Below are 20965 nucleotides of genomic sequence, written 5' to 3'. Positions count from 1 at the left end.
GTTGGGCTGGAAGTCTTCAACTCGCTGATTCCGGTACTTCGGGAAGGCGGCTCGGATCGTCCCACAGCACAGCGATACGAGAGTCGATGGAACCCTCCGGCCCATCGTCGCGTGTTCTGGGAGAGAAGCGCAAGCGCGTGACCGTCTCCAACAAGTCGTCCCAGGCACCCGTTTCGGCGAGCCGGTGGAGTTCCGCGTGCTCGGTGTCGTCGAGAGGTCCCTGGTGAGCCCAGAGCAGCACCGGCAGGCCCGCCTGGAGGCCGAGCGTCAGCTCGCTGAGCCCGTGTTCCGAGTCGGGTGACGACCCCAGAGTCATCAGCACAATGGCCTGATTGTGCTTCAACTTGGCGTAGAGAGCCTGTTGTTGGGACCCAGCGCCGGTTTCGCACCGGTGCACGCGCCCCGCGCCCCCGCTCCTCAGCACCTCCCAGCGCGCGTTCCACACCCGGTGGACCTGGCGTGCTTCCATCCGCTCCAGACTGCGTATGACGACCTTGTAGTCCATGCCCAGCGGAGGGCGGTACGGGGCCGACGTGCCGAGGCCGGGCTGCCGCGGCCCGAAGGGGGTCGGCCGGGTCCAGTCCTCCACCGGTGTGTTCGCCATCGCCAGGGAGAGGATGAACTCCACGACGATGCCGCCGTGGTGGTTGCGCAGCCGCTCCTCCTCCCGGTCGACGAGGGTGGCGACCCAGTCGGGCACCTCCGTCAGGCGCAGCTCCCGGTCGTCCCGCTGGCGCGGCTCCCACGCGTTGCCGGTACTCGTCCAGCAGGTGAGTGCGACACGGTCGGGTGACTCGGTCAACGGCTGGAGCCGGATCACCAGGAAGGCTTCACGGCCGGGGTCTCTTCGCCAGCTTCCGGTGGAGGTGCGGACGGCTTCGAGCATGCGCTGCCCCCCGGGGCCCGCGTCGGCGAGGGAGCGGATGTGGCGGCTTAGCCAGACCCTGAGCGGGTCGCCGCGCTCCGGGCCGACCAGATAGGCCAGTTCGTGCAGGAAGCGCACGCTCCTCGGTATCCCGTCCGAGGGAACGTTGCACTGCTCCAGGAGCTCGTACGCCTCGCGTGCCGTGCGGGTCGTCCTCGGCAGCGGCCCGAAGCTGTCCCCGGCCACATGACGGAACAGGTCGGCGAGGTCCGGCACGGAGCCGCGGTCCAGGCCGCTCAGGAGCGGGTCGAGCGCGGCCCGCTGCGCCGGGTCGCCGGCCGGCGGCAGCGGCGACTCCACGAGGGCGGATGCCTGGAGCGAGGCCAGATCGTCGTCCGCCAGATACCGGACGGCCTCCACCAGCCGCAGCCAGCCCTGGGGCACCGCGCCGAACACCCGCACCATTTCGACGATGTGCGGTTTCTTGTCGGCGAACTCGGCCACGGACAGGCGCTGTCCGAGCCGGTGCAGCGCCCGGTCCACGCACATCCGGCGGCTGCGCCGGTCCTCCATGACGGACACCCGCATCAGCGCCTCCACGAGCTGCTCTTCGCTCGCGGGAAAGGCCGGGTACGGGGACGGGCGCTCAGGCATGGCCGTCTCGGCGGTTGCGCCACCGGGTGGCACCCGCCGGATAAATGTCCGCAGTCGGTCGAGCCACTTCCACGTGTCCCCCTCACGCGTCCCGCGGCAGCGGTCGTACTGTCGCTGCCCGAGCCAGCAAGGGTATGACGAAGAGCCGCATGTGGGTACGGTCTCAACCGTCCCATTTGGATCACACGTTCATCGGGGTACCGCTCGGGACCCGGGTCTCAGGCGAGCTTCTTGAGGCGGTCGACCGCCTCTTCGAGCACCGGGATCCGCTTGCAGAACGCGAACCGTACGAAGGGGGCGCCCGCCTCGCGGTGGTCGTAGAACACCGCGTTCGGGATGGCGACGACACCCGCGCGTTCGGGCAGCGCGCGGCAGAACGCGAAGCCGTCGCTCTCGCCGAGCGGGCGGATGTCGGTGGTGACGAAGTACGTGCCCGCGGGCCGGAACACCTCGAAGCCGGCCGCCGCGAGACCGTCCGCGAGGAGGTCGCGCCTGGCGCTCATGTCGGCGCGGAAGGCGTCGTAGTACGAGTCGGGCAGGGCGAGTGCCTCGGCGACCGCGTACTGGAAGGGGCCGGACGCGACGTAGGTGAGGAACTGCTTGGCCGAGCGGACCGCGGTGACCAGCTCGGGCGACGCCGTCACCCAGCCGACCTTCCAGCCCGTGAACGAGAAAGTCTTGCCGGCGGACCCGATGGTCACCGTGCGCTCGCGCATGCCGGGGAGCGTGGCGAGCGGGATGTGCCCGGCGTCGCCGAACGTCAGGTGCTCGTACACCTCGTCCGTGATCACCAGGAGGTCGCGTTCGACGGCGAGCGCCGCGATCGCGGTGAGTTCCTCGCGCGTGAGGACGGTGCCGGTGGGGTTGTGCGGGGTGTTGATCAGCAGGAGGCGGGTGCGGTCGGTGACCGCGGCGCGCAGCTCGTCCAGGTCGAGCCGGAAACCGTTTCCTTCAGCGGCTCCGCCGCGGGCACTGTCGGGGCGCAGGGTGACGGGGACGCGGGTGCCGCCCGCCAGCGCGATGCTCGCCGCGTACGAGTCGTAGTACGGCTCCAGCGCGACGACCTCGTCGCCGGGTTCGACCAGGGCGAGCAGCGAGGCGGCGATGGCCTCGGTGGCGCCGGCCGTGACGAGGACCTCGCGGTCCGGGTCGAAGGACAGGCCGTAGCGGTGCTCCTGGTGGGCGGCGATCGCGGTGCGCAGCTCGGGGACGCCGGGGCCCGGCGGGTACTGGTTGCCGCGGCCGTCGCGCAGCGCCCGTACGGCCGCCTCGCGGATCTCCTCGGGGCCGTCCGTGTCGGGGAAGCCCTGGCCGAGGTTGATCGAGCCGGTCGCCGTGGCCAGCGCGGACATCTCCGCGAAGATCGTGGTCCCGAACTCGGCGAGACGGCGGTTGAGCAGGGGGCGCGCGCTGGAGGTCATGGCCGCCATCCTGCGCCGAACCTCTGGAGTTCCTCAACTCTGCTTTGACGGGGCGCGGGCCCGGGAATCCCCGAGTCACGCCCGACGGGGGCGTTCTCGGGGGAATGAGAGGAAGGTGAGGGCCGTGATCATCGGAGCCATCATCTTTGTACTTGTGATCGTGGGCATCGTCGTGGCCGTGTCGTCCGCGGGCGGCTCGGGCAAGGCGCGGAGCGGGAAGACGTCACTGAGCAAGGGTCGGTCGGGCAGCCGCCGGTCGGGCAGTTCCAGCAGCTGGTGGGCCGGCGGCGGTGCGGCGGGCGGGTACTCCTGCTCGTCCGGCAGCTCCGGCAGCTCCGGCGGACACCACGGGCACTCCTGCGGCGGCGGATCCTCGTGCGGGGGCGGCAGCTCCTGCGGAGGCGGGTCCTCCTGCGGCGGCGGGGGCGGGTGCGGCGGCGGAAGCTGACCGCGCCACCAGGCACGTACGGCCCACAGGGAGGCGGCTGACACGGGGCAGCCGGTCCGCGTGGGCCGTACGTATGTGTGAGTCAGCCGGAGAAACGTGCGACGAACAGGGCGCTATGTGCGCCCGGAAAGGTCCGTTGCGCGGGAACGGTACGCAAGTTGCCGAGAGAAGTTGAACAGTTGAGCTGTGGGGTCCCCGGAGGGGATGGAAACCAGGCGAAGTTGGGTAAAAACCCTGTGGCGGCGCCACTGTTCATGATTCTCTCTTAACCGTCAAAGCGGCCCTCGTGTGTTCGCGTGGGCACGTGCCGGCCTTCCCCCTTCAGCGCCGGCCTCACCTCCTTTTGCGTGTTAGCGGAGCCGACCCATGCTCACGACCCTGAACACCGCCTACACCGACACGCGTGCGGACGACCTGGCCTGGGCTCTCGGCCGCGAACCGCTGCCCGCGCTCGCCATGCTCGATCTCGAACTCGCCGGTGCCAAGCTCCAGTTGAGGCTCCTCGGCGCCTCGCACCAGGTACTCCTGGAGGAGGAGCAGGGTAGCTGCTCCGAGACCGTCGCCTGCATCCCGGGCAGCAGCACCCCGCTGCCGCTCGGCGTCGCCAAGCGCGTCGGCGACTGGGAGTACGAATTCGCGGCACACGTCGAGACCCTCTCCGAGGGCTCGTTCGCGGGCCGCGCACAGGAACTCATCGCGCTGGTGTCCGACCATCCCAACGGTCTCGCCGGGGTGTTCCCCGGCAGCCCGCACGCCTTCACCGCACTGCTCGCCCACCGGCAGGAGGGTCAGGTGCGCTGGCGCACCTGGCACGCCTATCCGCAGGAGGGTCAACTCGTCGTCACCCGGACCCGGGTGGGCGTGCGGACCCCGGCCGCGATGCTGTGACGCCATGGGCCGCGGCCCATGCGCGCACGGGCCCACTTCCACACGTGTGGGTGACTCGACGGAGTTGCGCGGTGACGTAGCGTTCCCAACGTGATCGAGCCGCGCACCCCCGTCCCGTCCCGCGTCCCGCGTGCCCGGAGCGAGGAGGGCAGGGCACCCCTCCCCGTGGCACCCCTCCCCGTAAAGCCGGCGACGGGGCGGTTCCTCGTGCTCGCGGGCGTCTTCCTCTGCGCGGCCTGCGGACTCGTGTACGAACTCGAACTGGTCGCACTCGCCTCGTACTTGATCGGCGACTCGGTCACCCAGGCGTCCGTCGTCCTGTCCGTGATGGTCTTCGCCATGGGCATCGGCTCGCTCGGGGCCAAGCGGCTGCGGCTGCGGGCCGCCGCCGGGTTCGGCGCGGTCGAGGCCGTGCTCGCGCTGGTCGGCGGGTGCAGCGCGATCGCGCTGTACGCGGTGTTCGCGTGGACCGGCGACTGGGGCGGATCCTGGGCGGGCGGCTCGCGCTACATGCTCGTCGGGTTCTCCCTCGCCATCGGCGTGCTCATCGGCGCCGAAGTGCCCCTCCTGATGGTGCTCATCCAGCGGATCAGACGGCAGGACCCCGGCGGCGCCGTCGCCGACCTGTTCGCCGCCGACTACGTGGGCGCGCTCGTCGGCGGGCTCGCCTTCCCGTTCCTTCTGCTGCCGATGCTCGGGCAGCTGACGGGCGCGCTGCTGACCGGCGCGGTCAACGCGCTCGCGGGCGGCGCCCTCGTGCTCGGCCTGTTCCGCAGGGACCTCACGCGCCGCGGCCGCTGGACGCTCCTCGTGGCGAACGTCGTCGTGCTCGGCCTGCTCGCCTGTGCCGCGGCCCTCGTCGACGACTTCGAGCGGGCCGCCCGGCAGGCCATGTACGGCAAGGACGTACGCGTCGCCGTCCAGACCGGCGTACAGGAGATCGTGCTCACCGGCGGGAGGCACGAGCCGCTCAACCTCTACCTCGACGGGCGCCTGCGCGTCAGCGGCCGCGACCAGCAGCGCTACCACGAGGCCCTCGTGCGGCCCGCGATGGCCGGACCGCACGCGCGCGTGCTCATCCTCGGCGGCGGTGACGGCCTCGCCGCCCGCGAGGTCCTGCGCTTCCCCGGGGTGCGGCACCTGGACATCGTCGAGATCGACCCGGGCGTCGCCCGCCTCGCGAGAAACGATCCGCCACTGAGCGCGCTCAACGGGCACGTCTACGAGGACCCGCGCGTGCGGGCCGTGACCGCGGACGCCTTCCGCTGGCTGCGCGGCCCGCACACCCCGTACGACGTGGTGATCTCCGATCTGCCCGACCCCGGGATCACGGCCGCCACGAAGCTGTACTCGCAGGAGTTCTACGGCCTGGCGGCCCAGGTCCTCGCCCCGGACGGGCGGCTCGTCGTGCACGCCGGGTCGCTGTCGTCGCGGCCCCGCGTGTTCTGGACGGTCGACACGACGCTGCGCGCGGCGGGCCTGCGGACGGTGCCGTACTGGGTGGGCACGGGCGAACCGCCGGCCCCGGCCGGGCGGCGGCACGGGGCGTGGGACCGGCTCGCCGGGATCGGCGACGGGCCCGACCGGACGCTCGACGGGACGCGGGCGCCGAGCGACTGGGGGTTCGAGCTCGCGGGCCCGCGACCGCTGCCTCAGGGGGCCGTGCCGCGCGAGCGGGTGCGGGCGGCGGAGCGCTCGAGGATCACCGGACTCGCGCCGTCGACGCTGGTTCATCCGCGGTACGCCGACTGAGTACGGGCCGAACACGGGACGCGTGGGGCCGGGCGTGGGTAGGCTCGGGCGGCATGGAGCATGAGGTGTTCGTTCCGGTTCCGGCGGAGTCGTTGAGGGGCGCGCTGGCGGCCCCCGAGTTGGTGGCGAGGGCGGTGCCCGGGCTTCAGCGGGAGGCCTCCGGCGACGGCGGCCGGCTGAAGCTCCGCATCGGCGGCCACACCATCACCTACCGCGGCTCCCTGCGCGTCACCGAGACGGAGACCGGGGCGTTCGCGGTCGAGGGCGACGGCACCGAGGCGCGGGGGACCGGTTCCGTGAAGTTCGCGGTGACGGTACGGGTAGCCGCGGCGTCCGGCGGCTCGAAGGTCACGTTCGTGGCGTCGGGCAGCGGGGACGGCCGGGTCGCCGAACTCCCCGACGACGCGGTGCAGTCCGCTGTACGCCGCCTCCTGACCCGCTTCGCGGAGGCACTCGGCACGGCGGCGGAGCCGGGGACGGACCCGGGGGCGGAGGACGCGGCCCGTACTGAGGACACCGAGGACGCAGAGGACGCGGAGGACGCCACCGACGACTCCCACACCTCCGTCTTCGAGACCGAGATCCCGCCGCCCTCGCTCGCCCCCTTCGCGGAGCTGGACCCTGAAGCCAACACGGCCGACGCTGCCGGCGAAGACGCCGGGTTCGACGCCGACGTGCCGCCCGCCGAGGCCGCCCACGCCCGCCGCACCATGATCGGCCGCAGCGCCGAGGAGGTCGACCACGCGCCGCCGCGCGGCCGCTACGCCCCGGTGCCCGCGCCCGAGTCCACGACGGCCACCGCCACGCTGCGCTGGGCCGCGCCCGCCGCCGCCGTCGTGGTCGCGTCCGCGATCGTCGTCGGCCGGGTACTGCGCCGCCGGCGCTGATCGAAAAGTAAGGTCGGCCCGTGACTACCCAGGAAACGACGCTGACCGCGGGTGACGCGGAAGTGACCGTGCAGCCGGGCAACGGCTGCCGCGTGAGCAGCCTGCGGATCGGCGGCACCGAACTCCTCCGGCAGGGGGAGAAGTACGGCTGCTTCCCGATGGTGCCGTGGTGCGGCCGCGTCAGGGAAGGCAGGTTCCGGGACGGCGGGCGGACGTACCGGATGCCCCTGAACTCGCCGCCCCACGCCATCCACGGCTTCGCCCGCGACGCCGAGTGGACGACCGCCCGCGCGAGCGCCGACGACGCCGTCTTCACGTACGACCTCGCCGAGCCCTGGCCCTGGCCCGGCCGGGTCACCCAGATGGTGCGCCTCACCGAGGACTCGCTCACGCTGACGCTCGGCATCGAGACGTACGGCGACTCGTTCCCCGCGCAGGTCGGCTGGCACCCCTGGTTCAACCGGACCCTCGACGGCTCCGCCGACGGCGTGCGCGTCGACTTCTCCCCGGCCTGGCAGGAGGAGCGCGGCGACGACCACCTTCCCACCGGCAAGCGGATCGACCGCACGGACGGCCCCTGGGACGACTGCTTCGGCATGCCCGACGGTGTGGACGTGACCCTGACCTGGCCGCGGCAGTTCGAGGTCAAGGTCGCGAGCCGGGAGCAGTGGGTCGTCGTCTACGACGAGCAGGAGGCGGCCGTGTGCGTGGAGCCGCAGACCGGCCCGCCGGACGGCCTGAACACGCTGCCGCGCCTCGTCACCCCGGTGAATCCCCTGGAGGCGACGACCACCTGGACGTGGCGAGCGCTCTGAGCCGGAGCCCAAGAGGGTCGGTCTAAGCTCGTAGCCATGACGAACGACGTGCGCGACGCGCTTCTCCAGCAGATCAAGGACAAGGCCGTGGTGCACGGCAAGGTGACGCTCTCCTCCGGTCTGGAGGCGGACTACTACATCGACCTGCGCCGCATCACTCTCGACGGCGAGGCCGCCCCGCTGGTGGGCCAGGTGCTCCTCGACCTGACCGCCGACCTCGACTTCGACGCCGTGGGCGGCCTGACGATGGGCGCCGACCCGGTCGCCGGCGCCATGCTGCACGCGGCCGCCGCCCGGGGCGAGCGCCTCGACGCGTTCGTGGTCCGCAAGGCCGCCAAGGCGCACGGCATGCAGCGCCGTGTCGAGGGCCCGGACATCAAGGGCCGTCGCGTCCTCGTCGTCGAGGACACGTCCACCACCGGCGGCTCCCCGCTCGCCGCCGTGGAGGCCGTGCGCGAGGCCGGTGCCGAGGTCGTCGGCGTCGCCACGATCGTGGACCGCGCCACCGGTGCCGCCGAGAAGATCACCGAGGGCGCCGGGGTCCCGTACCTGTTCGCGTACGGCAAGGACGAGCTGGGCCTCGACTGAGGCCGGTCGATAACGGGCCGGACCCAGTACGCGACCAGGACTGGAGCTGTCCGGCAAGTCTGGAAAGATGGGGGCGACGATGACGTCGCCATCCGGGGCCGATCCAGACGAGAGGCCCCAGGTCAGGGTCTGACAGCACACACCCGCACATCCCAAGGAGCGGACACATGCCCATCGCAACCCCCGAGGTCTACGCCGAGATGCTGGACCGGGCGAAGGCCGGCAAGTTCGCCTACCCGGCCATCAACGTGACCTCCTCGCAGACCCTGAACGCTGCGCTGCGCGGCTTCGCGGAGGCCGAGAGCGACGGCATCATCCAGATCTCCACCGGTGGTGCGGAGTTCCTGGGCGGCCAGTACAACAAGGACATGGTGACGGGCGCCGTGGCCCTCGCCGAGTACGCGCACATCATCGCCGAGAAGTACGACGTCACCGTCGCGCTGCACACCGACCACTGCCCCAAGGGCAAGCTGGACGGCTATGTGCGCCCGCTGCTCGACATCTCCGCCGAGCGCGTCAAGGCCGGCCGCAACCCGCTGTTCCAGTCCCACATGTGGGACGGCTCCGCGGAGACCCTCGCCGACAACCTGGCCATCGGCCAGGAGCTGCTCGCGAAGGCCGCCGCCGCGAAGATCATCCTCGAGGTCGAGATCACCCCGACCGGTGGCGAGGAGGACGGCGTCAGCCACGAGATCAACGACGAGCTGTACACGACCGTCGACGACGCGATCCGCACCGCCGAGGCCCTGGGCCTGGGCGAGAAGGGCCGCTACCTGCTCGCCGCGTCCTTCGGCAACGTGCACGGCGTGTACAAGCCGGGCAACGTCGTCCTGCGTCCGGAGCTCCTCAAGGGCCTCCAGGAGGGCGTCGGCGCCAAGTACGGCAAGACGGCCGGGTCGCAGCCGTTCGACTTCGTCTTCCACGGCGGCTCCGGCTCCACCGAGCAGGAGATCGCGACGGCGCTGGAGAACGGCGTCGTGAAGATGAACCTCGACACCGACACCCAGTACGCCTTCACGCGTCCGGTCGCGGACCACATGTTCCGCCACTACGACGGCGTCCTGAAGGTCGACGGCGAGGTCGGCGTGAAGTCGCAGTACGACCCGCGCACCTGGGGCAAGTCCGCCGAGGCGGGCATGGCCAAGCGCGTCTCCGAGGCCTGCGCGAACCTGCGCTCCACGGGCACGAAGCTCAAGTAAGCGCCGCTTCTCGTACGACGCCGGGGCCCGGCACCCTTCGTGGGTGCCGGGCCTCCGGCATGCCAGGGGGCGCCGCTGACATGGAACGCACCGCCGGTCATGACGCAGACTGGAACCCATGAGCCTTCACGAGAACCTTCTCGGGGGACCGCCCCCGACCCAGCTGCCCGACGACCCGGAGCCGCGCGAGCTGCTCGCGAGCGGCACGGCGCCCGCCGATGTCGCCGCGAAGTACCCGACCTCCTCCCTCGCCTGGGCGCGCCTCGCCGACGAGGCGTTCGAGCGCGGCAGCGTCGTCGAGTCGTACGCGTACGCCCGTACCGGTTACCACCGCGGCCTCGACTCGCTGCGCCGCAGCGGCTGGAAGGGCCACGGCCCGGTGCCGTGGGAGCACGAGCCGAACCGCGGCTTCCTGCGCGCCCTGCACGCCCTCGCGCGCGCCGCGCAGTCCATCGGCGAGCAGGAGGAGTACGAGCGCTGCGCGCAGTTCCTCAAGGACTCCTCGCCCGCCGCGGCCCAGACCCTGGGCTAGATTCCCGCACTTGTGCAGGCCCGCCCGTGACGAGCTGACCGGGCGGGCCTTGCCGTTTCGGGGGACGATTGCGGAGGATGCTCGTGGGGACCGGGGCCCCCGTGCCGGAATCGGCAGGGGCGGACCGCTACCCGGAGTACGTTCAAGGAGACAGCGATGTCCCACGAGGCTCACGAGTCGAACGAGCCAGAGACGCCGTATCTCGACTTTGCGGGGACCACCCCTTACGAGGACTACGTCCAGGCCGACGTCCTCACCCACCTCCAGCACACCCGCTCCGACGACCCCGGAGAGATGGTCTTCCTGGTCACGACCCAGGTGATGGAGCTGTGGTTCACGGTCATCGTCCACGAGTGGGAGACCGCGGCGCGGGCCCTGCGCGGCGACGACGTGCCGACCGCGGTGGCCGCCCTGAAGCGCTCCGTGCGCGAGCTGGACGCGCTGAACGCGTCGTGGCGCCCGCTCGGCCAGCTGACCCCCGCGCAGTTCAACTCCTACCGGGCCGCTCTCGGCGAGGGCTCCGGCTTCCAGTCGGCGATGTACCGGCGCATGGAGTTCCTGCTCGGCGAGAAGTCCTCCTCCATGCTGGTCCCGCACCGGGGCGCGCCGCGCGTGTACGCGGAGCTGGAGAAGGCGCTGGAGGAGCCGAGCCTGTACGACGAGGTGCTGCGGCTGCTCGCCCGCCGCGGCCACGCCGTCCCCGAGGCCGTGCTCAAGCGGGACGTGGCGCAGAAGTACGTGCCGTCCCCCGAGGTCGAGGCCGTGTGGACCGCGCTGTACGCCGGTGACGAGGGCGACGAGCTGGCCCGCCTCGGCGAGGCCCTCACCGACGTCGCCGAGCTGGTGTGGCGATGGCGCAACGACCACCTGGTGGCGACCCGCAGGGCGATGGGCGCCAAGACGGGCACGGGCGGCTCCGCGGGCGTGGCCTGGCTGGAGAAGCGCGCGCAGAAGAACGTGTTCCCCGAGCTGTGGACAGCGAGGTCCCATGTCTGACGTGACCGCCTCCGACGTGACCGCCCTGGCCGCGAAGGCCCTGGAACTGGACGCCGCCGACGAGCTGGGCAAGGTGCGCGAGCGGTTCGTCCTGGACGACGCCGGCGACACCGTGTACCTCGACGGCAACTCGCTCGGCGCGCTCCCCGCGCATGTGCCGGGGCGCGTCGAGGACGTCGTGCGCCGGCAGTGGGGCGAGCTGCGCATCCGCTCCTGGACCGAGTCGGGCTGGTGGACGGCACCCGAGCGGATCGGCGACCGGATAGCCCCGCTGGTGGGGGCCGCCCCGGGCCAGATCGTGGTCGGCGACTCGACCAGCGTCAATGTGTTCAAGGCCCTGGTGGGCGCGGTGCGGCTGGCCGGCGAGGGCCGCGACGAGATCCTCGTCGACGCGACGACGTTCCCCACCGACGGGTACATCGCCGAGTCCGCCGCCCGGATGACGGGCTGCACGCTGCGTCCGCTGACCCCCGCGGAGGTCCCGGGCGCGCTCGGCGACCGTACGGCCGCGGTGCTCCTCAACCACGTCGACTACCGCACGGGCCGCCTGCACGACCTGCCCGCGCTGACCGCCGCGGTACGCCGCGCGGGCGCCGTATCCGTCTGGGACCTGTGCCACAGCGCGGGCGCCCTGCCGGTCGGGCTCGACGAGCACGGGGTCGACCTCGCGGTCGGCTGCACGTACAAGTACCTGAACGGCGGCCCCGGTTCACCCGCGTACCTGTATGTGCGCAGTGATCTCCAGAGCCGCTTCGACTCGCCGCTGCCGGGGTGGAACTCGCACGCCGAGCCGTTCGGGATGCGGCCCTCGTACGAGGCCGGGGACGGGGCTGTGCGGGGCAGGGTCGGCACTCCCGACATCCTGTCCATGCTCGCCCTGGAGGCGGCGCTCGACGTCTGGGACGGGGTGCCGGTCGACGCGGTACGCGCCAAGTCGCTCGCGCTGACGGACTTCTTCCTGGAGTGCGTCGAGGCGTATGTGCCCGCGGGGCGGGTCGAGTCGGTGACGCCGTCGGCGCACGCCGAGCGCGGCAGCCAGGTGGCGCTGCGGTGTGATGACGCGGGCGCGGTCATGGAGCGGCTGATCGCGGCGGGTGTCGTCGGCGACTACCGGGCCCCTGACGTGCTGCGGTTCGGCTTCACCCCGCTGTACCTCGGGTTCGCCGAGGTGGAGCGGGCCGCGCGGGTCCTCGCGGATCAGCTGGCGGCCGCGGCGGCGTAGGGATGCCTCGGGCGGTATTAGGGACGCCTCAGGCGGCGTAGGGATGCCTCAGGTGGTGTAGACGCCCGCTTCCGCCGCCGCGACGGCGGCGTCGGCGGCCTGGTCCGCGTCGGCTTCGGTCGGCGCGGATCCGGCCGTCAGGAGCTGGTAGTAGAGGGGTGCGGACACGGCGCGTACGACGGCGGCCGGGTCCGTGCCGGGCCTCAACTCGCCGCGCTGCACGGCCTGTTCCACGCACGGCGCCCACTCGGCGACCCGTACCTCGTAGAAGCGGCGCAGGGCCGCCGACGTCTTCTCGTCGCAGGTCGCGGCCGCGATGACGGCCCGGAACAGGGCGCCCTGGCGGGGGTCGGCCAGCGTGCGCCGCACCAGGCGGGCGTTGGCCCGCAGGTCGCCGCGCAGGGTGCCGGTGTCGGTGCGCGGCAGCGACTGCTCGGCCATGTCGGCGAGGAGATCGGCGACGAGCCCCGTGACCGAGCCCCAGCGCCGGTACACCGTCGTCTTGCCGACCTCCGCGCGCCGCGCGACGTCCGCCAGGTCGAGATGGGCGAAGCCCTGTTCGGCGAGCACGTCACCGGCGGCGTCGAGGACGGCGGCGCGGACCCGTGCCGTGCGCCCACCGGGACGGACGGTGCCGGGCTCCGCCTGCACGGTGCCGGGGCCCGAAGGGGCGGTCCCGGGCTCTGCTTGTTCGGGCATACGGCCAGGGTAACGGCACAGGGGAACCGTTTATCCGGTTACGGTGTGTGTCCGCCCACGTCACCGGCCTGGTAGCGTCCGCATACTTTCCAATTCCGCCGTGACGCTGAGAGGTTGGAGCATGCCGGACGACGCCGCCGCCCGCGACGAGGCCGAAGAGGCATCGGCCTTCTCGCACCCCGTGGTCCCGCCCGACGTCACCGCCGCGTACGGGGATCACCCGGACCAGGTCGTCGACTTCTACGCGCCCCGCGACGGTGCGGATTCCGCGCCTCTGGTGGTGGTCCTGCACGGCGGCGCGTGGCGCGCCCCCTACGACCGGCAGCACCTCACGCCGTTCGCCGACTTCCTGGCACGGCGCGGCTTCGCGGTCGCCAACGTCGAGTACCGGCGCGGGAGTTCGCTGCCCCAGCAGGGCGGCAGGGGTCCGGTGGCGGGGCGCTGGCCGGAGACGTTCGACGACATCGCCGCTGCCCTCGACGCCCTCCCCCGCCTCGTACGGGACGTGCTGCCGCAGGGTGATCCGCGGCGCACCGTCGTCGTGGGGCACTCGGCCGGCGGGCAGCTCGCCCTGTGGGCCGCCGCGCGGCATCTGCTGCCCGAGGACGCGCCCTGGCACACCGCCGCCCCCGCACCGCTGCGCGGCGTCGTCGCGCTCGCCCCGATCGCCGACTTCGTGACGGCCCGCGACCTCGACGTCTGCTCCGGTGCACCCGCCCAATTCCTGGGCGGCGAGGCCGTGTTCGAGGAGCGGCTGCCGTACGCGGACCCCGCCGCGCTGCTGCCCACGGGCATCGCGACGACGCTGGTGCAGGGACGGGCGGACACGACGGTGCCCTACGCGGTCGCGGAGGCCTACGCGGACGCGGCGGCGAAGGCGGGCGAGGTCGTGGGGCTCACGCTCCTGGAGGACGTCGGCCACTTCCCGCTGATCGACCCCGCCGCGGACGCGTGCGCCGTGGTGGCGGAGGAGATCGCCCAGCTGGCGTGGTGACGGCGCCCGGCCCCGGCGGGAGCGTGTAGTACCTGCGACGGAGGGCCCAGGACCCTCCTCCCGTGGGACGCCTTCGGGGCGGGCCGCCGCTTACGGTGCTGTACGTGACCGAGACCCAGACCCAGACCCAGACGATGCCGACGGGGGCCAAGAGCCGCAGCCCCGAGTACCGTCTCGCCGCCGGCGCGCTGAGCGGCCTGCGGCAGGACCTGTTCAAGGATCCCTTCGCCTACCGTCCGCTGCCGCCGTGGTCGCCGGACGGCCCGCTGGTCGGGCGGCTGCCGGAGCGGGTGCGCCGCTACGCGGTGTGGACGCCGCACGCCGTGGTCCTGGGCGCCGCCCTGTTCACGCTGCTGATCGCGTTCGCCGTCGGTGACGCGATGGGCGGCGACGTGATCCACGCGCTGTCCGGGTTCATCCCGGCACTCGCCGTGGCGATGACGCTGATCAGGCCGGTCGGGGCATGGTGGATATCCCTCGTGTCGACGCCGTTCGTCGCGATCATGGGAGGGGACGGATTCGGCGCCCCGTGGGCGCCCGCCGGGTTCTTCGCGCACCTCGTCGTGATGACGGTGGTCGCGGCCAGGACCCGGCCCCGCACGGCGGCCTGGATGTGGGCGGGCACGGCTGCCTTCGGCTTCTTCGCGTCGGTCTTCTGGTACAGCATGGACCCGGACACCGCGCCGATGCTCTTCGTCTCCGCGCTCGCGCTCCTCGTCACCACGTCGGTGCACATCAGGCGCGAGGCGAAGGTGGAGATGACCGCGCAGCGCCAGGTCACGGCAGTGGAGCGGGACAAGCGCACGCTCCTGGAGGAGCGCACGAACATCGCCCGCGAACTGCACGACGTGGTCGCGCACCACATGTCGGTCGTCGCGATCCAGGCGGAGGCCGCGCCCTACCGCGTGGAGAACCCGCCCCCGGAGCTGGAGCAGGCGTTCGTCACGATCCGCGAGAACGCGGTGGCGGCGCTCACCGAGCTGCGCCGCGTCCTCGGCGTCGTACGGGCAGAGGATTACGAGGCGCCCGACGCCCCGCAGCCGACGCTCGCCGACCTCGGCCGGCTCCTGGAGAACGTGCGGGAGGCCGGGCTCCGGGTCGGGCAGACGGTCACCGGCGCGGTCCGCGACCTGCCGCAGGGCGTCGAGCTGTCGGCGTACCGCATCGTGCAGGAGGCGCTGAGCAACGCGCTGCGGCACGCGCCCGGCGCCGAGGCGCGCGTCGAGGTGTCGTACGTCCTCGGGGGTCTTGGCCTGCGCATCGTGAACGGCCCGCCGACGGGTCTGGTCAAGCCCTCGCCGGGCGCGGGCCACGGGATCACGGGCATGCGGGAGCGCATCGCGATGCTGAGCGGCGAGATGACGGCGGGCCCCACGGCGGACGGCGGCTACGAGGTGGCGGCGTTCGTGCCGGTGGCGACACCGGAGCCGGAGCCGGAGCCCGCGCCGCAGTCGACGACGGCGACGGACCAGTCGGGAGACCCCGCATGACCATCCGTGTACTGATCGCCGACGACCAGATGATGGTCCGCGAGGGCTTCTCGGTGCTGCTCAACGCGATGCCCGACATCGAGGTCGTCGGCGAGGCGGTCAACGGCCGCGAGGCGATCGCCCGGGTCCGTGAGCTCTCCCCGGACGTCGTCCTCATGGACATCCGCATGCCGGAGCTGAACGGCATCGAGGCCACCCGTGAGATCGCCGCGATGGACGGCAGCGCGAAGGTGCTCGTCCTGACCACCTTCGACCTCGACGAGTACGTCTACCAGGCCCTGCGCGCCGGTGCCTCCGGCTTCCTCCTCAAGGACGCCTCGGCCCGCCAACTGGCCGACGGAGTAAGGGTGGTGGCCGAGGGCGAGGCGCTCCTCGCCCCCTCGGTCACCCGCCGCCTGATCACGGAGTTCTCCAAGCTGTCCGAGATCCCGAAGCTGCCGGCGGTGGCGAACCCGGGGGCGTTCGGCGAGCTGACGGAGCGCGAGACGGAGGTGCTGGTCCTGATCGCCCAGGGCCTGTCGAACGCGGAGATCGCCGAACGGCTGGTCGTCGCCGAGTCGACCATCAAGACCCATGTCAGCCGGGTCCTCGTGAAGCTGGGCCTGCGCGACCGCACCCAGGCGGCGGTCTTCGCGTACGAGGCGCGGCTGGTCACCCCGGGCTGAGCGGGACGGCGGGCGTGGCTGGCGATCACTCACATGGCTGAACCGCCGGTGAAAGGACTCCACGGGCGCTCGGGCTGGCCACACTGGCTTCAGCCTGGAAAGGGGTGCAACATGACGGTCATGGCCGAGCGCACGTCTCAGATGTCCGTGGAGGAGTTCGAGGAGATCGCCCTCGGCGCCCCCGAGACCGTCACGTTGGAGTTCATCAACGGACGGATCGAGGTCAAGCAGGTGGCCGATGGGGACCACAACACGATCGTGCAGTGGCTGGCACGGCGCTGCATGCAGTCCAGGCCCGATCTGGATCTGTACCAGGGGCAGGGACTACGAGTAGGGGCCTACCGCCAGGGCCGAGCCAGGCCGGACGGAGTGCTGGCGCCCGAGGCCCACTTCGCGGGACACGGGGAATGGGCGGACCCGGCAGGGGCGTTGCTCGTCATCGAAGTCACCTCGTACGACTCCGACAGCGACAACCGGGACCGCCGTGAGAAGCCGTCGGCCTACGGTGAGGCCGGGATCCCGGCGTACTTGCTCATCGACAGGGAGTCCTGCACTGTCACCGTGCACAGCAACGCGGACCGGGAGGCCGGGGGCTACCGCGACACCCACACCGTGAAGTTCGGCGAGAAGGTGATCGTCCCCGACCCGGTCGGCATCGAACTCGACACCGAGTCCCTGAAGAACTACGTCCGTTGACCTCGAATCGTGCTCCTCAGCTCGACAGATCCCGACGCCGCAGCCCCGCCAGGCCCCCCGCGACAAACCCCACCGCGACCGCCGTCAGGACGAGCACCGGGGTCCAGGCCATCTCGCCGCCCGGGAGCTTGGGCAGGTGGCCGTAGGGCGAGAGGTTCATGACCGACTGCGGGAGGTCGAGCGCCGGGCCGATCCAGCCGAGGAGCAGGGCGACACCCGCCACCGCCCAGGCCGCCACCGCCGCCCTGGGGAACACCCCGAACAGCAGCACCGCGAGGCCGCCGACGCCCCAGATGGCCGGGAGCTGTGTGAGGCAGGCGCCCAGGACCGGGCCGAAGTTCTTGCCGTAGCCGATTCCGAGGCCGATCCCGCCGAGGACCATGATCAGGGCCGCTCCGCCGAACGCGATGGCGAGATGGCCGCCCGCCCACCGCAGCCGGCCGACCGCGCCCGCGAGGACCGGTTCGGCGCGCTGCGAGGTCTCCTCGCCGCTGAGGCGCAGCACCGACGAGACGATGTACAGCGCGGCGACCATCCCGAGCATGCCGACCATCGTGGCGAGGAACGCGTCCGTGACGCCGGACTGGCCACCCATCCGCTCGATGATGTCGCGGGTCTTGGCGTTGTCGCCGACCAGGTCGGTCGCGCCCTGCGTCATCCCGCCGAAGGCGACCCCGGCGACGAGGAACCCGAGGCTCCACCCGAAGACGCTGCCCCGCTGGAGCCGCCAGGCGAGCGCGCCCGCCGTACCGAGGCGGCCCTCGGCCGGCCCGGGCCGGCTCGGCAGGAAGCTCATCCCGAGGTCGCGCCGCCCGGCGAGCGCGTACGCCGCCGCTCCCTGCGCGCCGACCCCCGCCACGAACAGGAGCAGCACCCACCAGCGTTCGTCCGCGAACGCCCGCGTGTTCTCCAGCCAGCCCAGCGGCGACAGCCACGTCAGCACCGACGAACCTCCCTCAGAGCCGAAAGCCTGGGGGGACCCCCCGGTACCCGAGTCGCCCGCGGCCCGCAGCGCGAACGCCAGGCCGAGCACCGCCGACGTGAGCCCCTTGGCGAGCCGCGCGCTCTCCGTGAGCTGTGCGACGATCGCCGCCATCGTCGCGAACATCATGCCCGTCCCGGCGGTCACGAGCCCCAACGCCAGTGCTCCGCCGCCCCCTTGGGAAGCGAGCCCGCCCGCGATGAGGAGCGCGGTGGCGGCGTTGGCGACGAGCGCGGCGAGCAGCGCGGCGGTCAGCGGCGCGCGCCGCCCCACCATCGCCGACGACACCAGCTCCTGCCGCCCGCTCTCCTCCTCGTCACGGGTGTGCCGTACGACGATGAGCAGGCTCATGACGGCGGCGAGCAAGCCCGCGTAGACGCCGATGCGCCAGGCGACGAGCCCGCCGAGGGAGTCGGAGAACACCGGCCCGTACATGGCCCGCATCGAGCTGTTCGTGGCCATCGACTGCGCGATGTCCGCGCGCTCGGCGGCCGTGCCGTACACGCTCCTCAGGGAGCCCGGCATCGACAGGACCATCATGAGGATGACGGCGACCCAGACCGGGATCATGATCCGGTCGCGGCGCAGCGCGAGCCTCAACAGGGTGCCGGTGCCCGCGAGTTGACGTGAGCCGGCGGCGCGTGGCGCGAAGCGCGTGTCGGCTGCCGCGGTGGCGGTCATCGTGACATCGCCCCTTCGGTGACCTGGTGTGCCGCGTCGGCTGTGTCCTCTTGGTAGTGACGCAGGAACAGTTCCTCGAGCGTGGGCGGCGTGCTGGCGAGCGATCGTACGCCGGACTCCGTGAGGGACTTGAGGACCGCGTCCAGCTTGTCGCTGTCGACCTGGAGCTTGACCCGCAGACCCTGTACGTCGAGGTCATGGACACCGGGGAGCGCCGCCAACCCGTTGGGCGCGGAGGCGAGTTCGGCGGTGACGCTGGTGCGGGTCAGGTGCCGGAGCTCGCTGAGCGTGCCCGTCTCGACGGTCTGCCCCTTGCGGATGATGCTGACCCGGTCGCAGAGCGACTCGACCTCGCTGAGGATGTGTGAGGACAGCAGCACGGTCTGCCCGCGCTCCCGCGCCGCCTCGCGCACGTAGTCCTGGAAGACCTCCTCCATCAGCGGGTCGAGGCCGGACGTCGGCTCGTCGAGGATGAGCAGGTCGACGTCGGACGCGAACGCGGCGACCAGGGCGACCTTCTGCCGGTTGCCCTTGGAGTAGATGCGGCCCTTCTTCGTCGGGTCGAGTTCGAACCGCTCGATCAGGTCCGCGCGCCGCGCCTTGTCGAGACCGCCGCGCAGACGCCCGTACAGGTCGATGACTTCGCCGCCGCTGAGGTTGCGCCACAGCGTGACGTCGCCGGGCACGTACGCGACGCTGCGGTGCAGGGCGACAGCGTCGGCCCAGGGGTCGCCGCCGAGCAGCTGCACCGCGCCGGAGTCGGCGCGCAGCAGCCCGAGCAGGACGCGGATGGTCGTGGACTTCCCGGCGCCGTTCGGGCCGAGGAAGCCGTGGACCTCACCGGTCTCGACGTCCAGGTCGAGGCCGTCGAGCGCATGCGTCTTGCCGAACGACTTGTGCAGTCCGGAGACGGTGATTGCCTTCGTCATGTTTCAGAACGTACGCTGGTTTCACAAATTTGTGAAGTTAAGGAAGCGTATAAACTCAACGAGCCAGTGACGCAGAGGCCAGTGACACAGGGGGATGATCAGTTCATGCCTACGGGAGAGATCCGCGACCAGGGCGACGACCCGGTGTCCCGATTCGTCGAACGCTTCGCCTCGCAGCTGGTCGAGGCCGGGATGCCCAGGATGCCCGCACGGATCTTCGCCGCCCTGCTCGCGTCCGACTCCGGCGCCCTCACCTCCGCCGAACTCGGCGAGCGGCTCCGGATCAGCCCGGCAGCGGTGTCCGGGGCGGTCCGCTACCTCACCCAGCAGCACATGGTCACCCGCGAACGGGAGCCCGGCTCGCGCCGCGACCTCTTCCGGGTGCACAGCAACCAGTGGTACGAGGCCCTCGCCAACCGGGACTCGGTGCTCAAGCACTGGGAGGACGCCCTCCGCGAGGGCGTCGCGAGCCTCGGTGACACGACACCGGCGGGCCGCCGCCTCGCTGAGACCCTCGCGTTCTTCGAGTTCATGCAGGGCGAGCTGAACGGCATGATGGAGCGCTGGCGGGCCCGCCGCGCCGAGCTCTTCGGCCGCTGACAAGCCCGCCCCTCACCCCGGCAGTGTCAGCCCCCACGCACCCGCCCGTACCGTCCACGTGCGGGTGCGTACGGGGCCGCCCACCACCTGGTCCGCGCGGTAGCGAAAGTCTGGGCCCGACACCGTCACCGTGTGCGCGAGGACCCGCAGGGGCCCCGCCTCCGCGCCCACCGAGGACGGCCTGACCTCGACGTTGGCCCGGCCCGCCGCGTCCGGGGCCACGCTCACGCCCTCGACCGGCCGGTCCAGATCGACCAGCGTCACCCCGTCCGCCTCGACCCGCAGCCGCTGCGGCCCCGGCGAGGGCGCCGTCATACGCGGCGGTCGCGCCGCGAGCGTGCGGACGAGGGACTGGCAGGTGCGCAGCCAGTGGTGCGCGGGGTCGGAGCCCAGCGCCGCCGGGTGCGCCACGGGCGGGATCCGCAGATCCCCGAGCACCACCCCGTCGGAGTCGTCGACGAGCAGATCGAGCCGCCGCGCGACGCCTTCCAGGGCCGCCCGTGCCGCCGCCACCGCGTCGGTCGGCACCCCGAGGGAGCGCGCCAGCGAGAGACTCGCCCCGACCGGAACGAACGAGAGAACGGAACCCGCCAGCTCGCGCTCGCGGTGCAGCAGCGCCACCGCGCGCAGCAGCGCCCGGTCGTCCCCGATCACCACCGGCCGCCGGGAACCCCTTCTGACCAGCGCCTTCGCGAATTCCTCCGGCCCGTCCGGCAGACACACCTTCACCGTCGCACCGGCGCCGAGCACGTCCTTCGCGATGCGTACCGACTCGCCGTCCGCACGCCGGGCGACCGGATCGACGACCACCAGTAGCTGGTCAAAAGCCGCCACCTCGGTCCTGCCTCGCTTCCTCGGGTAGCATCTTGGTGCAAGAGCCCCTTGCGCTATTGCGCCAGGGGCTTCGTCTATTCCGGGGCACACCAAGGCACACCCATACAGGCGGCTACGGCCCCTGACCT

21 protein-coding genes are annotated in these 20965 nt (G+C 72.1%); 14 read left to right on the top strand and 7 right to left on the bottom strand.

Going from position 1 to position 20965, the window contains the following annotated elements; genetic code table 11:
• Positions 1–16: 16 nt before the first annotated feature.
• The 3 genes from OHA58_RS16525 to OHA58_RS16515 all read right to left on the bottom strand — a co-directional run bounded on the left by OHA58_RS16525 (position 17) and on the right by OHA58_RS16515 (position 3432).
• Entirely contained in the window at positions 17–1519 is a 1503-nt protein-coding gene (locus tag OHA58_RS16525; RefSeq protein ID WP_405479484.1) for an effector-associated domain 2-containing protein, read from the bottom strand.
• Positions 1520–1737: 218 nt separating this feature from the next.
• Entirely contained in the window at positions 1738–2949 is a 1212-nt protein-coding gene (locus tag OHA58_RS16520) for a pyridoxal phosphate-dependent aminotransferase (protein WP_405479483.1), read from the bottom strand.
• Between the two features lie 66 nt (positions 2950–3015).
• Positions 3016–3432, bottom strand: coding sequence for a hypothetical protein (locus OHA58_RS16515; RefSeq protein WP_405479482.1), 417 nt, complete (start codon positions 3430–3432; stop codon positions 3016–3018).
• 322 nt (positions 3433–3754) lie between these two features.
• On the opposite strand from OHA58_RS16515, the gene OHA58_RS16510 reads away from it, so the two are divergent.
• The 9 genes from OHA58_RS16510 to kynU all read left to right on the top strand — a co-directional run bounded on the left by OHA58_RS16510 (position 3755) and on the right by kynU (position 12267).
• Positions 3755–4276 carry a DUF2617 family protein gene (locus OHA58_RS16510; RefSeq protein ID WP_405479481.1) on the top strand — a complete coding sequence of 174 codons (522 nt, stop codon included), beginning with the start codon at positions 3755–3757 and terminating at the stop codon, positions 4274–4276.
• Between the two features lie 90 nt (positions 4277–4366).
• Positions 4367–6028 carry a polyamine aminopropyltransferase gene (locus OHA58_RS16505; protein WP_405479480.1) on the top strand — a complete coding sequence of 554 codons (1662 nt, stop codon included), beginning with the start codon at positions 4367–4369 and terminating at the stop codon, positions 6026–6028.
• A 53-nt stretch (positions 6029–6081) separates the two neighbouring features.
• Positions 6082–6915, top strand: coding sequence for an SRPBCC domain-containing protein (locus tag OHA58_RS16500; RefSeq protein WP_405479479.1), 834 nt, complete (start codon positions 6082–6084; stop codon positions 6913–6915).
• A 20-nt stretch (positions 6916–6935) separates the two neighbouring features.
• On the top strand, positions 6936–7730 hold the full coding sequence (locus OHA58_RS16495; RefSeq protein WP_405479478.1) for an aldose 1-epimerase: 795 nt from the start codon (positions 6936–6938) through the stop codon (positions 7728–7730).
• Between the two features lie 36 nt (positions 7731–7766).
• Complete coding sequence (gene pyrE / locus OHA58_RS16490) at positions 7767–8318, top strand: orotate phosphoribosyltransferase (RefSeq protein ID WP_266561964.1); 552 nt, start codon at positions 7767–7769, stop codon at positions 8316–8318.
• 167 nt (positions 8319–8485) lie between these two features.
• Positions 8486–9517 carry a class II fructose-bisphosphate aldolase gene (gene fbaA, locus OHA58_RS16485; RefSeq protein ID WP_405479477.1) on the top strand — a complete coding sequence of 344 codons (1032 nt, stop codon included), beginning with the start codon at positions 8486–8488 and terminating at the stop codon, positions 9515–9517.
• Between the two features lie 118 nt (positions 9518–9635).
• Positions 9636–10049 (top strand): DUF3151 domain-containing protein, encoded by a 414-nt coding sequence (locus OHA58_RS16480; RefSeq protein ID WP_405479476.1) that lies wholly within the window; start codon positions 9636–9638, stop codon positions 10047–10049.
• 156 nt (positions 10050–10205) lie between these two features.
• The gene (locus OHA58_RS16475) at positions 10206–11045 is read left to right on the top strand and encodes a tryptophan 2,3-dioxygenase family protein (protein WP_405479474.1); all 840 of its coding nucleotides are present in this window, start codon (positions 10206–10208) and stop codon (positions 11043–11045) included.
• Positions 11038–12267: a kynureninase gene (gene kynU / locus OHA58_RS16470; protein WP_405479472.1), complete on the top strand. Its 1230-nt coding sequence runs from the start codon at positions 11038–11040 to the stop codon at positions 12265–12267. Before OHA58_RS16475 ends, kynU begins: the two co-directional genes overlap by 8 nt.
• 48 nt (positions 12268–12315) lie before the next feature.
• On the opposite strand, the gene OHA58_RS16465 is transcribed toward kynU, so the two are convergent.
• Positions 12316–12966: a TetR/AcrR family transcriptional regulator gene (locus OHA58_RS16465; RefSeq protein WP_405479471.1), complete on the bottom strand. Its 651-nt coding sequence runs from the start codon at positions 12964–12966 to the stop codon at positions 12316–12318.
• A gap of 121 nt (positions 12967–13087) precedes the next feature.
• Between OHA58_RS16465 and OHA58_RS16460 the strand changes: the two genes are divergently transcribed.
• From OHA58_RS16460 to OHA58_RS16445, 4 genes are all read left to right on the top strand, one after another.
• Positions 13088–13960 (top strand): alpha/beta hydrolase family protein, encoded by an 873-nt coding sequence (locus OHA58_RS16460; protein WP_405479470.1) that lies wholly within the window; start codon positions 13088–13090, stop codon positions 13958–13960.
• A gap of 104 nt (positions 13961–14064) precedes the next feature.
• The gene (locus OHA58_RS16455; protein ID WP_405479468.1) at positions 14065–15450 is read left to right on the top strand and encodes a sensor histidine kinase; all 1386 of its coding nucleotides are present in this window, start codon (positions 14065–14067) and stop codon (positions 15448–15450) included.
• Entirely contained in the window at positions 15447–16115 is a 669-nt protein-coding gene (locus OHA58_RS16450; protein ID WP_405479466.1) for a response regulator, read from the top strand. Before OHA58_RS16455 ends, OHA58_RS16450 begins: the two co-directional genes overlap by 4 nt.
• Positions 16116–16226: 111 nt before the next feature.
• The gene (locus OHA58_RS16445) at positions 16227–16811 is read left to right on the top strand and encodes a Uma2 family endonuclease (RefSeq protein WP_405479464.1); all 585 of its coding nucleotides are present in this window, start codon (positions 16227–16229) and stop codon (positions 16809–16811) included.
• Between the two features lie 16 nt (positions 16812–16827).
• On the opposite strand, the gene OHA58_RS16440 is transcribed toward OHA58_RS16445, so the two are convergent.
• Together OHA58_RS16440 and OHA58_RS16435 are read right to left on the bottom strand one after the other, a co-directional pair.
• Positions 16828–18474 carry an ABC transporter permease gene (locus OHA58_RS16440; RefSeq protein WP_405479462.1) on the bottom strand — a complete coding sequence of 549 codons (1647 nt, stop codon included), beginning with the start codon at positions 18472–18474 and terminating at the stop codon, positions 16828–16830.
• Positions 18471–19403, bottom strand: a complete 933-nt coding sequence (locus tag OHA58_RS16435) for an ATP-binding cassette domain-containing protein (protein ID WP_405479461.1) — start codon at positions 19401–19403, stop codon at positions 18471–18473. Before OHA58_RS16435 ends, OHA58_RS16440 begins: the two co-directional genes overlap by 4 nt.
• 105 nt (positions 19404–19508) lie before the next feature.
• On the opposite strand from OHA58_RS16435, the gene OHA58_RS16430 reads away from it, so the two are divergent.
• A complete protein-coding gene (locus tag OHA58_RS16430; protein WP_405479460.1) occupies positions 19509–20003 on the top strand; it encodes a GbsR/MarR family transcriptional regulator in 495 nt (164 codons plus the stop codon).
• A gap of 12 nt (positions 20004–20015) precedes the next feature.
• Here the strand turns inward: OHA58_RS16430 and OHA58_RS16425 are convergent, their stop codons facing one another.
• Positions 20016–20837 carry a diacylglycerol kinase gene (locus tag OHA58_RS16425; RefSeq protein ID WP_405479459.1) on the bottom strand — a complete coding sequence of 274 codons (822 nt, stop codon included), beginning with the start codon at positions 20835–20837 and terminating at the stop codon, positions 20016–20018.
• Positions 20838–20965 lie beyond the last annotated feature (128 nt).

Origin of the sequence: Streptomyces sp. NBC_00009, from assembly GCF_045040855.1 — a bacterium.
GTDB lineage: Bacteria > Actinomycetota > Actinomycetes > Streptomycetales > Streptomycetaceae > Streptomyces > Streptomyces aureus.
The sequence above is the reverse complement of the archived record's forward strand: the minus strand, read 5'-3'. Positions and strand labels throughout refer to the sequence as shown.